General features: G+C 60.1%; 14 protein-coding genes. 6 read left to right on the top strand and 8 right to left on the bottom strand.

Features of this window, described 5'->3' with window-relative positions; genetic code table 11:
* Positions 1–70: 70 nt before the first annotated feature.
* Together ttcA and V8N38_RS13250 are read left to right on the top strand one after the other, a co-directional pair.
* Complete coding sequence (gene ttcA, locus V8N38_RS13245) at positions 71–1009, top strand: tRNA 2-thiocytidine(32) synthetase TtcA (RefSeq protein ID WP_087762733.1); 939 nt, start codon at positions 71–73, stop codon at positions 1007–1009.
* Positions 1010–1155: 146 nt separating this feature from the next.
* Positions 1156–1554 carry a VOC family protein gene (locus V8N38_RS13250; protein ID WP_004930496.1) on the top strand — a complete coding sequence of 133 codons (399 nt, stop codon included), beginning with the start codon at positions 1156–1158 and terminating at the stop codon, positions 1552–1554.
* 218 nt (positions 1555–1772) lie between these two features.
* Here V8N38_RS13250 and zntB read toward each other — a convergent pair whose 3' ends face one another.
* Positions 1773–2756 carry a zinc transporter ZntB gene (gene zntB / locus V8N38_RS13255; RefSeq protein ID WP_016927567.1) on the bottom strand — a complete coding sequence of 328 codons (984 nt, stop codon included), beginning with the start codon at positions 2754–2756 and terminating at the stop codon, positions 1773–1775.
* A gap of 228 nt (positions 2757–2984) precedes the next feature.
* Here zntB and V8N38_RS13260 point away from each other — a divergent pair, with 228 nt between their 5' ends.
* Together V8N38_RS13260 and V8N38_RS13265 are read left to right on the top strand one after the other, a co-directional pair.
* A complete protein-coding gene (locus V8N38_RS13260) occupies positions 2985–4007 on the top strand; it encodes a hypothetical protein (RefSeq protein WP_371935061.1) in 1023 nt (340 codons plus the stop codon).
* A 194-nt stretch (positions 4008–4201) separates the two neighbouring features.
* The gene (locus tag V8N38_RS13265; RefSeq protein ID WP_004930507.1) at positions 4202–4450 is read left to right on the top strand and encodes a hypothetical protein; all 249 of its coding nucleotides are present in this window, start codon (positions 4202–4204) and stop codon (positions 4448–4450) included.
* 159 nt (positions 4451–4609) lie between these two features.
* Here the strand turns inward: V8N38_RS13265 and V8N38_RS13270 are convergent, their stop codons facing one another.
* Positions 4610–6244 carry a peptide ABC transporter substrate-binding protein gene (locus tag V8N38_RS13270; RefSeq protein ID WP_060439841.1) on the bottom strand — a complete coding sequence of 545 codons (1635 nt, stop codon included), beginning with the start codon at positions 6242–6244 and terminating at the stop codon, positions 4610–4612.
* 158 nt (positions 6245–6402) lie between these two features.
* A complete protein-coding gene (locus V8N38_RS13275) occupies positions 6403–6753 on the bottom strand; it encodes a hypothetical protein (RefSeq protein WP_025302994.1) in 351 nt (116 codons plus the stop codon).
* 206 nt (positions 6754–6959) lie between these two features.
* On the opposite strand from V8N38_RS13275, the gene mpaA reads away from it, so the two are divergent.
* Positions 6960–7667, top strand: coding sequence for a murein tripeptide amidase MpaA (mpaA, locus tag V8N38_RS13280; RefSeq protein ID WP_060418590.1), 708 nt, complete (start codon positions 6960–6962; stop codon positions 7665–7667).
* 3 nt (positions 7668–7670) lie between these two features.
* Here the strand turns inward: mpaA and ycjG are convergent, their stop codons facing one another.
* The gene (gene ycjG, locus V8N38_RS13285) at positions 7671–8645 is read right to left on the bottom strand and encodes an L-Ala-D/L-Glu epimerase (protein WP_060439840.1); all 975 of its coding nucleotides are present in this window, start codon (positions 8643–8645) and stop codon (positions 7671–7673) included.
* A gap of 225 nt (positions 8646–8870) precedes the next feature.
* On the opposite strand from ycjG, the gene tpx reads away from it, so the two are divergent.
* Positions 8871–9374: a thiol peroxidase gene (gene tpx / locus V8N38_RS13290; RefSeq protein ID WP_004930536.1), complete on the top strand. Its 504-nt coding sequence runs from the start codon at positions 8871–8873 to the stop codon at positions 9372–9374.
* Between the two features lie 57 nt (positions 9375–9431).
* On the opposite strand, the gene tyrR is transcribed toward tpx, so the two are convergent.
* From tyrR to pspD, 4 genes are all read right to left on the bottom strand, one after another.
* Positions 9432–11003 carry a transcriptional regulator TyrR gene (tyrR, locus tag V8N38_RS13295; RefSeq protein ID WP_147839898.1) on the bottom strand — a complete coding sequence of 524 codons (1572 nt, stop codon included), beginning with the start codon at positions 11001–11003 and terminating at the stop codon, positions 9432–9434.
* A gap of 314 nt (positions 11004–11317) precedes the next feature.
* On the bottom strand, positions 11318–12379 hold the full coding sequence (locus tag V8N38_RS13300; RefSeq protein WP_004930545.1) for a YcjF family protein: 1062 nt from the start codon (positions 12377–12379) through the stop codon (positions 11318–11320).
* Complete coding sequence (locus V8N38_RS13305; protein ID WP_033632929.1) at positions 12376–13773, bottom strand: YcjX family protein; 1398 nt, start codon at positions 13771–13773, stop codon at positions 12376–12378. Before V8N38_RS13305 ends, V8N38_RS13300 begins: the two co-directional genes overlap by 4 nt.
* Entirely contained in the window at positions 13754–14020 is a 267-nt protein-coding gene (gene pspD, locus V8N38_RS13310) for a phage shock protein PspD (RefSeq protein ID WP_072035771.1), read from the bottom strand. The genes V8N38_RS13305 and pspD overlap by 20 nt, the downstream gene beginning before the upstream one ends.
* Positions 14021–14114 lie beyond the last annotated feature (94 nt).

The raw sequence follows: 14114 nt of genomic DNA on the forward strand, positions 1-14114 counted from the left end.
TTGAATGGTAAACTCGCGGTCTACAACGCCATGCCCCTAGTGCCCCCCATTGAGAATGAGCACGATTTAAATGTCAGAAAAGCAATCCGTTAGCCAAAAAGAGCAGTACAACCTGAATAAATTGCAAAAGCGCCTGCGCCGCAACGTGGGCGAAGCGATCGCCGATTTCAATATGATTGAAGAAGGCGACCGCATCATGGTCTGCCTGTCCGGCGGTAAAGACAGCTACACCATGCTTGAGATCCTGCGCAACCTGCAGCAGAGCGCGCCGATTAACTTCTCGTTAATCGCGGTGAACCTCGATCAGAAACAGCCCGGCTTCCCGGAGCATATTCTGCCCGCCTACCTGGAAAGCCTGGGGGTGGAGTACAAGATCGTCGAAGAGAACACCTACAGCATCGTCAAAGACAAGATCCCGGAAGGCAAAACCACCTGTTCACTGTGCTCGCGCCTGCGCCGCGGCATTTTGTACCGTACCGCCACCGAACTGGGTGCCACCAAGATCGCGCTGGGCCACCACCGCGACGACATTTTGCAAACGCTGTTCCTCAACATGTTCTACGGCGGCAAAATGAAAGGCATGCCGCCCAAGCTGATGAGCGACGACGGCAAACACGTGGTCATCCGCCCGCTGGCCTATTGCCGCGAGAAAGACATCGAGCGTTTCTCGATCGCCAAAGCGTTCCCGATCATTCCATGCAACCTGTGCGGCTCGCAGCCTAATTTGCAGCGCCAGGTGATCGGCGACATGCTGCGCGACTGGGACAAGCGTTACCCAGGCCGGTTGGAAACCATGTTCAGCGCCATGCAGAACGTGGTGCCTTCGCACCTGAGCGATATCAACCTGTTCGATTTCAAAGGCATTCACCACGGCAGCGCCGTGGTGGACGGCGGCGATTTGGCCTTCGATCGCGAAGACATCCCGATGCAGCCGGTCGGCTGGCAGCCGGAGGACTCGGACGACGCGGCGCCTGCGCCAGAGCGTTTGAACGTGCTGGAAATCAAATAAGCCCCCTCGCCGCTTGCCATCCTGCGAGCGGCGACATTTCCCTTTCCCGACGATCTCGATCCTGTTCACAGTTTGCGCAAAATTTGCTGGGCAGTGCCGTTTTTACCCTATACTGTTTATTTATACAGTCATATGGAGATCGCGCAATGAATATCACCCCCTGCCTGTCCCACGTCTCGCTGGGCTCCAACGATTTCGAGGCCGCCGCCGCCTTTTACGATCGTGCGCTGGCCGCTTTGGGTTGCCGACGGGTGCTGGAGCATCCCGGCGCCATTGGTTACGGCCGCGACTACCCGGAGTTTTGGCTACAGGTGCCGATCGACGGCCGGCCGGCCTCACCCGGCAACGGCACGCACGTCGGTTTTTTTGCCACCAGCAAGCAACAGGTGGATGAATTCCATCGTCAGGCGCTGCTGGCCGGCGCCGTCGATGAAGGCGCGCCCGGTTCGCGGCCGCATTACGGCGAGGCTTACTACGGCTGCTTTGTTCGGGATTTGGATGGGCACAAGATTGAAGCCAGCTTCTGGGATGAAAGCGCGGCCTGAAGAAGAAAGGAAGCCGAATAAAAAAATGCCGGTGATTAAACCGGCATTGTACGAATCAAATGTGCTATGCAGTAATTCAAAAATAAGAAAGTAAGACAATTATGGAGCGCAACGCCCATCGCTTGACGTTGCATTCACCTGCGAGAGAGATCATGCCCCATTTCCCCCGGCTAAATGTTGATATTGCTCAATGTTAACCGGGTTTTCGTCATTTTTGCCTACAGCCAGCGGCTGCGCTTCAACCACCAGGCGACGCCAAGCACCAATCCGACCAGCATCAGGCAAAATGCCGCGAAACCGAAAGGATTACCGCCGCCCGGAATACCGCCAAGGTTGACCCCGAACAGCCCGGTCAGGAAAGTGGTGGGCAGAAATACCATCGCCAACAATGACATGGTGTAAGTGCGGCGGTTCATCGCGTCGGCCATCACCGTGGTGATTTCGTCGGACAAGATGGCGGTGCGTGCAATGCTGCCGTCCAGATCGTCCAATCCCCGTCCCAGGCGATCGGCGATATCCTGCATGCGGCGGCGATCGTCGTCGCTCATCCACGGCAGGCGGTCGCTGGCCAGCCGCGCGAAGACGTCGCGCTGCGGCGCCATGTAACGGCGCAGCACGATCAGCTGTTTACGGATCAGCGCCAGCTGGCCGCGCTCCGGCACCTGCTGCTCCAGCAAGGCGTCCTCCAGATCGATAATCTTGTCGTGCAGATCCTCGATAAATTCACTGGTGTGATCGGTCAACGCATCGGAAATCTCCACCAGCCAGCTGCCGCTGTTGGTCGGCCCGGCGCCGCTCTGCAGATCGTTCACCACCTGATCGATGGAGTACACCTTGCGGTGCCGGGTGGAGATAATCAGTTTATCGGTGATGTACACGCGGATGGTGACCAGTTGATCCGGCCGGGAGTTGGCGTTGAAGTTAATGCTGCGCAGGGTGATCATGGTGCCTTCACCCTGGCGGCTGACGCGCGGCCGCGAGCTTTCGCCTGACAGCGCCTCGCGCACCGAATCCGGCAGCAGCGGCGTGGTGCTCAACCATTCGGCGCTGGCCGGGTGCGCATAATCGAGATGCAGCCAGCACGGCGCGTCGCAGGTGATCTTGTCATCCTGCTCGATCGGCGTTACGCCCCCCTTGCCGTCCAGCTGGTAGGCATAAACCGCATCGGCGACCTGCAGCTCGCTCCCCTCAATCACATCCATTCATTTATCCCCTCACTCTTGCTTATGTTGCTGAGTCTAGCGTTAACACCTTGGAGATCAAAGGCCAAGCTGTAACGCCAGTTTTCACGCCGGACAAAAAGCGTGCTCTATACTTCAGGCGAAGCCACATTTGCGACCGGGTGAGGAACGACGATGGCGGGAAGTAGTGAATCAGGCGCAAGACATTTTGCATTGAACCTGGCTGTGCTGCGGTGCCTGTTCTGTACCATGGCGGCGCTGCTGCTGTTCGCCAGCCAACCGCTGCGCGCGGAGCCGGCGCTGGAACGCATGTCTACCCCTTTACGGGTCGCGACGGCCGGCGGCAATTTTTCTTACTATGTCGCCCAGAAGCACAGCGCCCAGCCGCGTAACGCATTGGTGGTGATGCACGGTCATCCACGCGACGCCGTTAAAACGCTGCAAGCGGCGATCGACGCCGCGCAGGCGGCAGGAGCCGGAGACGATGCCTTACTGGCCGCCCCGCTGTTCCAGGTGCCGGAAAAACTCGCCGTCCACTGCCATTCCGCCGGTCTGCCCCTGCCGCAAGACGGCGACGCCCTGTGGCGCTGCGGCTCCTGGATCGAGGGCGGTTTGGATAATGCCGGGAAGACCGGTTCATTCAACGCCATGGATAACCTGCTGGCCGATATGAAACGGCGCTGGCCGTCGCTGCAGACGATCACCGTGGCCGGTTTCTCTGCCGGCGCCCAGTTCGTGCAACATTATGTCGGCTTTGCCCATCCGCCAGGCGGGGTGCGGCTGCGCTATGTGGTGGCCGATCCTGGCAGCTGGCTCTATTTTGATAATCTGCGCCCCCAGCCAACATATGGGGGGAGCTGCGGCAGTGAAACAGCCTGCCGCTTCCGTTGGCAAACGCAGAACGCCGGCCAGTGTCCACAGGCCAACCGGTGGAAATACGGCCTGGAATCGCTTCCCGCTCACCTGCAGCGCACTGCCGATGCGGCCCGCGGGCGCTATGCCGCTGCGGATATCTCCTACCTGGCCGCCGCCGGTGATACCGGCACCGCGCCGGGCGCCTACTATCGGATACTCGACAAATCCTGCGCCGCCCAGCTGCAGGGCCCCTATCGATTGCAACGTGCCCTGGCCTATGCCGACTATGACCGGCGTTACCTGGCACCGGATAAGCCGCATCGGTTAACGATCGTTCCCGGCTGCGGGCACAACGTCGCCTGCGTCTTTCCCGCCCCGGCGGCCAGGCAGGCGCTTTTCCCCATTAATGCAGACTAATAATAACGGCAATGAAATAAACCTTTGCCGACAAATCAGGCAATATCGCCGATAAAGCGCTGGCAATGCCGTTATTATTATGACTTAACATATTGCTATCATTTTTAATTCAAAATGATAATAATAAATCAACACAAAGCTGTTTCAGCGCAAATTTTAGGGGCATATACTTTTCTCACTACGAGGAGGTAGTTATGTTACGCGACCATTTAAAAATAAACGCCAGCGATACGCTGGAAAAAATCAGTAATATCCATTTGCAAAACCAGGGCCAGGAAGAGATCAGTGAGTTTGTGGTGAAGAACGCCGCCGGCCTGCAGATTGGCAAGGTCTCCGTCCACGATCGTTTCAGCACCCGACGCTCGTACCCCACCAGCTACCGCATCACCCAGACCGACATGAGCGGCCGCGTGGTGGTGGATGCCATGCGGGACTGTCTATAAGCGTAACCTCTCTCTGAAATAACGAACTAATCATATGATGATGGCAACCCTGTTTATTATTAAACGGGGTTTATCGCGTGGGAAAATTAATTATCGTCTTCGTTGCATCGTCGATAAAATAAAGCCCCCGCATTAGGCGGGGGCGATAAATAAATCGACTCAGTGTTTGATGATATACATCGTCTGGCTGTAGGCCACGTCTTCCGGGTTGGTGATCGGGTAGCCTTTTACCCACGGTTTGATCAGGCGGCCGTTGGTGTACTGGTAAATCGGCGCGATCGGCGCCTGGTCGGCAATGATCTGCTCCATCTTGTTGTAATCGGCGGTCACCGCCGCCGGATTGGTTTCCCGCCCCGCCTGCGCCAGCAGCTTGTCGTAGTCCGCGTTCTTGAACTTGGCGATGTTGCCGCTGTGGGTCGAGGTCAGCAGTGACAGGAAGGTCGACGCTTCGTTATAGTCACCCACCCAGGAGGCGCGGATCACGTCGAAATTGCCGGTGTTGCGGCTGTCGATATAGGTTTTCCACTCCTGGTTTTGCAGCTTGACGTCAATGCCGAGCTTCTTCTTCCACATCGAGGCCACGGCGATGGCGATCTTCTGGTGGCTTTCCGAAGTGTTATACAGCAACGTCAACTTCAGCGGGTTGTTCGGGCCGTAGCCGGCCGCCTGCAGCAACGCCTTGGCCTGCGCGTCCAGCTCCGCCTGCGATTGCTGTTGCAGCAAACTCGCCTCCGGTTTGAACCCGGCGGTCACGTCCGGCGTGAAGTGATAGGCCGGTTTTTCGCCGGTGCCCAGCACTTTTTCCGCGATAATCTTGCGATCGATGGCGTAGGACAAGGCCTGGCGCACCCGCACGTCGTTGGTCGGCGCGCGCTGGGTGTTGAACGCGTAGTAATAGGTGCCGAGCTGATCCGGTGTGTACACCTGCCCCGGAATGTCTTTCAGCAGCTTCTGATACATGTTTTTCGGGAAGGATTCGGTGATATCGATGTCACCTGCCAGGTAACGCTTGGTGGCGTTGGATTCCTGGTTGATGGGTACGAAAGTCACTTTGGTCAGCACGGTATGCGCATGATCCCAGTAATGATCGTTAGGCGTCAGCACCAGCTTCTCGTTCACCACCCGCTCCTGCAGTTTGAACGCGCCGTTGCCCACCAGATTGCCGACCTTGGTCCAGTCGTTGCCGTATTTTTCCACCACCGCCTTATTCACCGGGAACAGGCTGAAGTTGGCCGTCAGGCTGACGAAATAAGGCACCGGCTTGTCCAGCTGCACTTTGAGGGTATAGTCGTCCGGCGCCGACACGCCCAAGCGATCGGCCGGCAATTTGCCGCTGATGATCTGCTCGGCGTTCTGGATCCCCGCCAACTGCGCGAACCAGGCGAACGGTGACAGGTTTTTCGGCTCTACCAGCCGCTGCCAGCTGTAGACGAAATCCTTCGCCGTGACAGGGTCACCGTTTGACCACCGCGCGTCTTTACGCAGATGGAAAATGTAAGTCTGGTTGTCGCTGGTCTGCCAGCGCGTGGCGACGCCGGGGATCACTTTCCCGTTGGCGTCCTGATTGACCAGCCCTTCGAACAAATCGCGCGCCAGCTGAGCCTCCGGCAGGCCAACCGCTTTAATCGGATCGAGCGAGGCCGGTTCGTCTTTAATGTGGCGCACGATTTCCTGTTTGGCCGCCAGCGCGGTGCCCGGGGGAACCTGCGCCGCCATGGCGCTGCTCATACAGGCGCCGATCGCCGCCGCGCAAAGCGCCAAACGAAAACCTCGTTGCATTTTTCTTCCCGTCATTATGATGTTCCCCCGTTAACCATCTGAATTTTTTATCATATAGCACAAGATCCGTCCGGCCTAGCGCTCACGGCCGAGAAGTTGCAAAAAGTGCGATTCAGGCGATAAAAAACCCGTGCGGCGCAGGGCGGCACGGGCGGTGTTTGCAGCAGCGACCGTCAGTCGTACAGGTGGATGCTGTTGATGCGGTAGCTGAACTCTTCGCCTTCTTCTTCATCGAACACGGTGAAAAAGCCTTTCTCGGCCAGCGGACGGGCCGAAATATCGGTTTTTTGCAGCTGGCGCGCGTCGGCGTCGTCGTAGCCGTAATCAAGGTAGAAGACATCTTTCTGGTAATCGATATGCAGGGTGAACGGATAATTCGATTCGTCCCCGCGCCCGTCGTCGTTTTTCACCACGCCGAACCACTCCCCCTGACGGATCTGGTTTTCAGCGTCCACGCCGCACAGCAGCGTGATGGTGTCATTTTCATTTTCGCTATAGCTGGCGATGATTCTGGCTACTGGCATGTTAAATCCTCTTGCGGGTGATTGGCTTAGCACTGCCGTTAGTATAACAACAGCGTCAGGCCAGGTGCGGTTTAATTGGCGTTTTCACCGCCGCCGCGTCACAGATCGCGCAAACGCCGCACAATTGCGATGGGAAAGATGCCTCAAAGCGTAATACACTGAATAAAATGACAATGACTCTCGGCCTTTTACTCAGGGACAACACCATGACCGAACATCGACCGCGCAGTGAACGTGGCCAGTTGGCCGTCGCAGGAGAGAACTACGGCAGCTCGCTGCTGGGCGCGCCGCTGCTCTATTTCCCGGCGGCGGTCAGCGGCCCGGAGACCGGCCTTATCATCGCCGGCACCCACGGCGATGAGAGCGCCGCCATCGTGACCCTGTCTTGCGCGCTGCGCAGCATCGCCCCCGAGCGGCTGCGGCACCACGTGGTGCTGGCGGTCAACCCCGACGGCTGCCAACTGGGGCTGCGCGCCAATGCCAACGGCGTCGATCTGAACCGCAACTTCCCGGCCGCCAACTGGCGCTCCGGCGACACCGTCTACCGCTGGAACAGCGCGGCGCCGGTGCGCGACGTCAAGCTCTCCACCGGCGGGCGCCCCGGTTCCGAACCGGAAACTCAGGCGCTGTGTCACCTGATCCATCGCCTGAAGCCGCACTGGGTAGTGTCGTTCCATGAGCCGCTGGCCTGCATCGAAGATCCCGCCAGCTCGCGGCTCGGCGTTTGGCTGGCGCACAAGTTCGAGCTGCCGCTGGTGACCAGCGTCGGTTATGAAACGCCCGGTTCGTTTGGCAGCTGGTGCGCGGATCTGTCGCTGCCGTGCATCACCGCCGAATTCCCGCCGATCTCCGCCGATGCCGCCAGCGAGCGCTACATCGACGCGATGACCGAGCTGCTGACCTACCCGAATTAATCCCTACGGGGCGATATCGACGATCGCCCCGCATTCGAACGCCAGGCCCGGTTCGACGTCCCGCGCCAGCCAGGTCGGGCCGTCCAGATCGACGAAGCGCGCCGCCGGCGCCAGCGGCAAGGCGGCGGATATCGCCCGCGACGTACACAACATGCAGCCGAGCATGATGGCGAACCCTTGTTCGCGCGCGGCCTGCGCCAGCGCCAACGCCTCGGTCAAGCCGCCGGTTTTGTCCAGTTTGATGTTGACCATCTGATAGCGCTGCGCCAGCCGAGGTAGATCGGCGCGGGTGTGGCAGCTTTCATCGGCGCAGATCGGCAGCGGATGAATAAAGTGCTCCAGCGCGGCATCGTCACCGGCCGGCAGCGGCTGCTCCAGCATCGCCACGCCGAGATCGGCCAGCAGCTGGCAGCGCGCCGCCAGCCCTTCCGCCTGCCAGGATTCATTGGCGTCGACGATCAGCGTCGCCTGGGGTACCGCGGCGCGGATCGCGACCAATCGTTCGCTGATATAGTGATCGTCGAGTTTGATCTTCAGCAGCGTAGCGCCCTGCTGCTCCAGTTCACGCGCGGCGAAGGCCATCGCTTCCGGCGTGCCAATGCTGACGGTCTGCGCCATACGGATATGCGCCGGGGCCGTCACGCCGCTGAGATGCCACAGGCTCTGCCCGTGAAGGCGGCACTCGAGATCCCACAGCGCCGAATCCAGCGCGTTGCGGGCGGCGCCCGCAGGCATCTGCGCCAGCAGCTGTTCGCGGGTCATGCCTTGTGCGATCGCCGGCGCCATCTCCGCCAACTGCGCCATCACCGACTCCTCGCTTTCGCCGTAGCGCGGGTACGGCGTGCACTCACCGATGCCGCGCACGTCCTGCTGTTCGATTTCGACCACCACCACCCGGGCTTCGGTGCGGCTGCCGCGCGCAATCACGAAGGCGGTATGCAGCGGCCAGGCTTCCGGGTAAAAACGCATGTCTCTCATAACGGCTCCTGAGCGAAAACTGCGCATTCAGCCAGGCTGATGCGCCGGTGATGTTTTATAGAACAGCCTAATATATACAACTATTTAGCAAACTTTGATATCCAATCCGCCCCGGTTGTCATAAACTGGCGCCAGGGTGTGAACCTGATGTTAAATGCCGTTGCCGGTGCGCCGTTTCATCAGGTTCATACCCTTTGTATAAACACCTGTAAAAGGAATCTAGCAATGACTCAGACAGTACATTTTCAAGGCAATCCGGTCAGCGTAGCGGGCAAACTGCCACAGCAGGGCGAACAGGCCAAGGCCTTCTCACTGGTTGCCAAAGACCTGTCAGACGTAGCGCTGAGCAGCTTCGCGGGTAAACGCAAAGTCCTGAACATCTTCCCAAGCATCGATACCGGCGTCTGCGCGACTTCGGTGCGTAAATTCAACCAGCTGGCCAGCGGCCTGGATAACACCGTGGTGCTGTGCATCTCCGCCGATCTGCCGTTCGCGCAGTCTCGCTTTTGCGGCGCGGAAGGCCTGAGCAACGTGGTCACCCTGTCCACTTTGCGCGGCGCCGAGTTCAAGCAGGCGTACGGCGTCGAAATCGCCGAAGGCCCGTTGGCAGGCCTGACCGCGCGTGCGGTCGTGGTGCTGGATGGCCAGGACAACGTCCTGTACAGCGAGCTGGTGAACGAAATCACCACCGAGCCGGACTACGACGCAGCGCTGGCTGCGCTGAAATAACAAAGCCGGCGAACGCCGGCTTTGGAAACCCGTTAAAGGCGCCGCAAGGCGCCTTTCTTATTCCTCGCCCTCGGCGCCGCCTTTACGGCTGCTCAGGCCATACTCGCGCAGCTTGTTGGCGATGGCGGTATGAGAAACGCCCAGGCGCTTCGCCAGCTTGCGGGTGCTAGGATAGGTGCGATACAGGCGCGTCAGCACCGAGCGCTCGAAACGCTTGCTGATGTCGTCCAGCGAGCCCTCCAGCACCTCGTCGCCCAGCGACATCTCCACCTCGAACTCCGGCAACACGATATCCTGCGGCCGCAGCTCATAGCCTTCGGTTTGCGTCAGCGCGCGGTAGATGGCGTTTTTCAGCTGGCGCACGTTGCCCGGCCAGCCGTACTTGCTGAGGAAGCCGCCCAGATCGCTCGCCAGCTTGGGCCGCGCCACACCCTGCTCATCGGCGAAGCGCGCCACGAACAGCTCAGTCAGCGGCATGATGTCCTGCGGACGCTCGCGCAGCGGCGGGATGGTGATGGTCAGCACGTTGAGGCGGTAATAGAGGTCTTCGCGGAATTCACCGCGCTGCACCAGCTCGGTGAGGTTTTTCTGGGTGGCGCAGATCACGCGCACGTCGACGTGCACCTCATGCTCTTCGCCAACGCGACGGAAGGTGCCGTCGTTGAGGAAACGCAGCAGTTTGGTCTGCATGCGCGGCGACATTTCGCCGATCTCATCCAGTAGCACCGAACCGCCATTGGCCTGCTCGAAGAAGCCTTTCTTGCCTTCCAGCGCGTTGGGATAAGCGCCCGGCGCATGGCCGAACAGCTCGCTCTCCACCACGTCATCCGGCAGTGCAGCGCAGTTCAGCGCCAGGAACGGCTGTTTGCCGCGCGGGCTGCGCAAATGGCAGGCGCGGGCCAAAATATCCTTGCCGGTACCGGTATCGCCGACGATCAGGAGCGGCGCATCGAGCATCGCCAACTTGCGCGCCTGCTCCAGCACGTGGCGCATCTTGGCGCTTACCGCGACGATGTGGTCGAATTCGGTATCGTCGTTCACCGAGAGATTTTGCAGCTGGCGGCCCATGCGCGCGGTGGACTTCAGCATCACCACCGCGCCGACCGCGGCTTGCTGCTGCTGTTCGTCTTCCAGATAGATGGGCGTGATGTCCATCAGGAAGTCCTGGCTGCGAATCACCACCCGCTCGGAGTGCGGCGCCGTATGCTCGCTCTCCAGCCAGCGGCTGAAGTTATAGCCGCCGATCAGCGCTCCGGCGGTCTGGTTGCGGATCTTGTCTTCGTTCAGGCTGAACAGCGCCTGTGCCGCCGGGTTGGCCAGCTCGACCTTGCCCTTCATATCGATAGAGAACACCGGTTCCGGCATCGATTCCAGCAGCGCACGCAGCGCGCGATGCTCGCGTTCGGAAGGCATAAAGCTGACGGTGCGCACGTCGGTTACGCCGGCGATGCGGCGGATCTCCGCCATCAGCGCGCGGAAAGTATCGAAATCCAGCTGGGAGAAATTGAGGTAAATGCGGCCGATGGGATCGATCTCGATGCCACGTAAGTCAATGCTGCGCGATACCAAAAGATCGAGTAATTCTCGAGTGAGACCGAGGCGGTCTTCGCAAAATACTTCCAAACGCATCAGTGTTGGCCTTATCTCTGCAGGTGCGGGGATCGTTGACGATGATGATACTCCCTCGCACCGGGCGGTAGAAGCGATCTGTCAGCAAAAGTTGACAGAACTCTGATTTATTGCCGTGGTTGCTGATTTTAAACGCAAGCGGATAACAGCATCGGCGTCATTTTAGCCTACAAACAGAGAGTTATCACAACCAGAATTAATTTTGCAGAGATTTATCATGCACTCACAGGGGGATCGACTGTCGTCAAGTCTCGATTACGTTCGGCGTCGGCGCCGTTGAGAAAACGGCGCTCCTGAGAGCGCCGTCGTGGGGGTTATTTGGCCTTGCCGTCGCTCTTTTTCAGCGTGTCTTTCAACTGGCCGATCAGCTGGCTGCGGAAATCGCCAAGCTTCGGCTTTTCCCCTTCCAGCCACGGCAGCGGGCGGCACAGCTCCATCGCCTTGATGCCCAGCCGCGCGGTCAACAAGCCGGCGCCGATGCCCTGCGCCGCGCGCGCCGACAGCCGCGCCGCCAGATCCTGCGACATCCAGTCCATGCCCACTTCGCGCACCAGCTCGGAAGCGCCGGCGAAGGCGATGTTCAACAGCACCAGCCGGAACAGACGAATGCGGCTGAAGTAGCCCAGCTCGATGCCGTACAGCGCGGCGATGCGGTTGATCAAACGGATGTTGCGCCAGGCGATAAACGCCATATCCACCAGCGCCAACGGGCTGACGGCGATCATCAGTGTCGACTCGGCGGCGGAGCGACTGATTTCGCGCCGCGCCTGGTTATCGAGCACCGGCTGCACCAGTTTGGCGTACAGCTCCACCACTTCACGATCGTTTTGCGTTTCATGCAGCGACGCCTGCCAGCGCTGTAGCGCCGGATGCCCCTGATCCAGCCCGGCCTGACGCGCCAGCTTCTCGCAGAATTCGCGCCCTTGCCCCAGCCCGTGGCTATGCAACAGCTCGCGCGCCACGTCGCGCTCTTCCGCGCGCTGGCGCAGCCGATACAAACGCCGCCACTCGGTGACCACCGAACCGACGCCGGCGAACACGATAAGGCCGCCGGCCACGCCGCCGCCCATGGCGATCCAGTCCTGCTGCACCCAGGCGGTATGCACCCACTGCACGCCCTGCGCCACCACGCTGACGCCGAACAGCGCCAGGCCGGCGGTGACCATTTTGCGCCACAGGCTGCGTTTAGGTTTCAGCGCGGCATTGATGATGCCTTCGGCGCGCCCTTCTTCCTCTTCCTGCTGCAGCTCCGGCGCCGCCGGGAAAAAGCTTTCTGCCTGTTCGGCATCGAAAGCGACGCCGGCGCGCAACGCCGGCTCCTGCGGCGGCTGCAGCGGCTCGTCAAAATCGATACGCGGTTTGATCGGCTCGCTCATCGCAATTTGTCTCCCAATAAAAACTCCATCACCGCATCCAGACGAATGTGCGGCAACGGGGTGTCCACGCTCATGGCGCGCGGACGGAACTCATCGAAGTGGAACCCCTGGCTCTGCCAGAACGCCGGCCCCGGCAGGCGCGCGGGCACTTCGCCGGGGAACACCGTCAGCGGCGCGCCGTCGCTCAGGCGGTTGCCCTTCAGCGCCGGAATGCGTTGCCCCTGATGATCGACGATACCGCTCTCGGTCGCCTGCACCGAGGCCAGGCCGACGCAATCCATGCTGATGCCCTCGAACGCCGCGTTCTGCCACGCCTCTTGCACCAGCTGTTGCAGCAGCGACACCAGATTGGCGTGCTGATCGGCGGTGATATGGTCCGCCTTGGTGGCGGCGAACATCAGTTTGTCGATGGTCGGCGAGAACAAGCGACGAAACAGCGTGCGCTTTCCGTAATGGAAGCTCTGCATCAGCTGGGTCAACGCCAGACGCATGTCGTTGAACGCCTGCGGGCCGCTGTTGAGCGGCTGCAGGCAGTCGACCAGCACGATTTGCCGATCGAAACGGACGAAGTGTTCTTTGTAGAAGTTTTTGACGATCGACTGGCAGTAGTAGTTGAAGCGAGCGCGCAACATGCCGATGTTGGTGTGTTTGTCGGCCTGCGCCAGCTTCGATTCGCCGATCGCGGCCACGTCGGGCCATGGGAAAAACTGCAGCGCCGGCGCGCCGGCCATGTCGCCCGGCAGCACGAAACGCCCCGGCTGAATGAAGTGCAGCCCTTCGCTTTTGCAGCGCAGCAGGTAATCGGTGTAGGCCTGGGCGATCGCCGCCAGGCGGTTTTCATCGGCCGGGGCCAGCGGATCGCAGGCCTTGCACAGCTCAAGCCAGGGCTTGGCCCATTCGGCGCGTTCGCCCTGCAGCAGCCCGGTCATCTGGCGCGACCAGGCCAGGTAGTCCTGCTCGAGCATCGGCAGATCCAGCAACCATTCACCGGGATAATCGACGATCTCCAGGTACAGCGTGGAGGTGTCTTTAAAGTGGCGCAGCAGCGAGTCGTTGGAGCGGTAACGCAGCGCCAGACGAATTTCGCTGACGCCGCGCGTCGGCGTCGGCCAGGCCGGCGGCGTGCCGTACAGCTGCGCCAGCCCTTCATCATAGGTGAAACGCTGGATGCCGAGATCGCGCTGCGGGATGCGTTTGACGCCCAGCAGGCGCTCTTCACGCACCGGTGAAAACAGCGGCATGCGCGCGCCGCTGTGCACATGCAACAGTTGGTTGACGAAGGCGGTGATAAAGGCGGTTTTGCCGCTGCGGCTCAGGCCGGTCACCGCCAGGCGCAGATGGCGATCCATTCCGCGGTTGACCAGCGAGGTTAACTCATTTTGCAGTCGTTTCATTGCTCTCCTTGACGTAACGCCCGAATGCCTTGTTCAGGCCTTTACGGAACAGCGGTTCCAGCACCAGCGCCAGCACGAAGCGCACCGGTTTGCGGCCGACGGTCTTCAACAGCCAGCCGGCGGCGCCCGCCGGGCCATAGTTCAATAACGCTATGATGATGACTTTAGCCAATGTCTTCAACATTGCCGCCGCTCCTCGTTTAAATCCACCCGTTTTGGCGGTGTTCGCGACATCGATTTTATTCATGACAATGCCCTCCGGCACAAGACGATTAAGGTTACATTTATGGGATAACGGCGGCGAAGATACCCGGCCTGTGCAGGCCGGGTATCGCAAGAAG

Origin of the sequence: Serratia nevei, from assembly GCF_037948395.1 — a bacterium.
Taxonomy (GTDB): Bacteria; Pseudomonadota; Gammaproteobacteria; order Enterobacterales; family Enterobacteriaceae; genus Serratia; species Serratia nevei.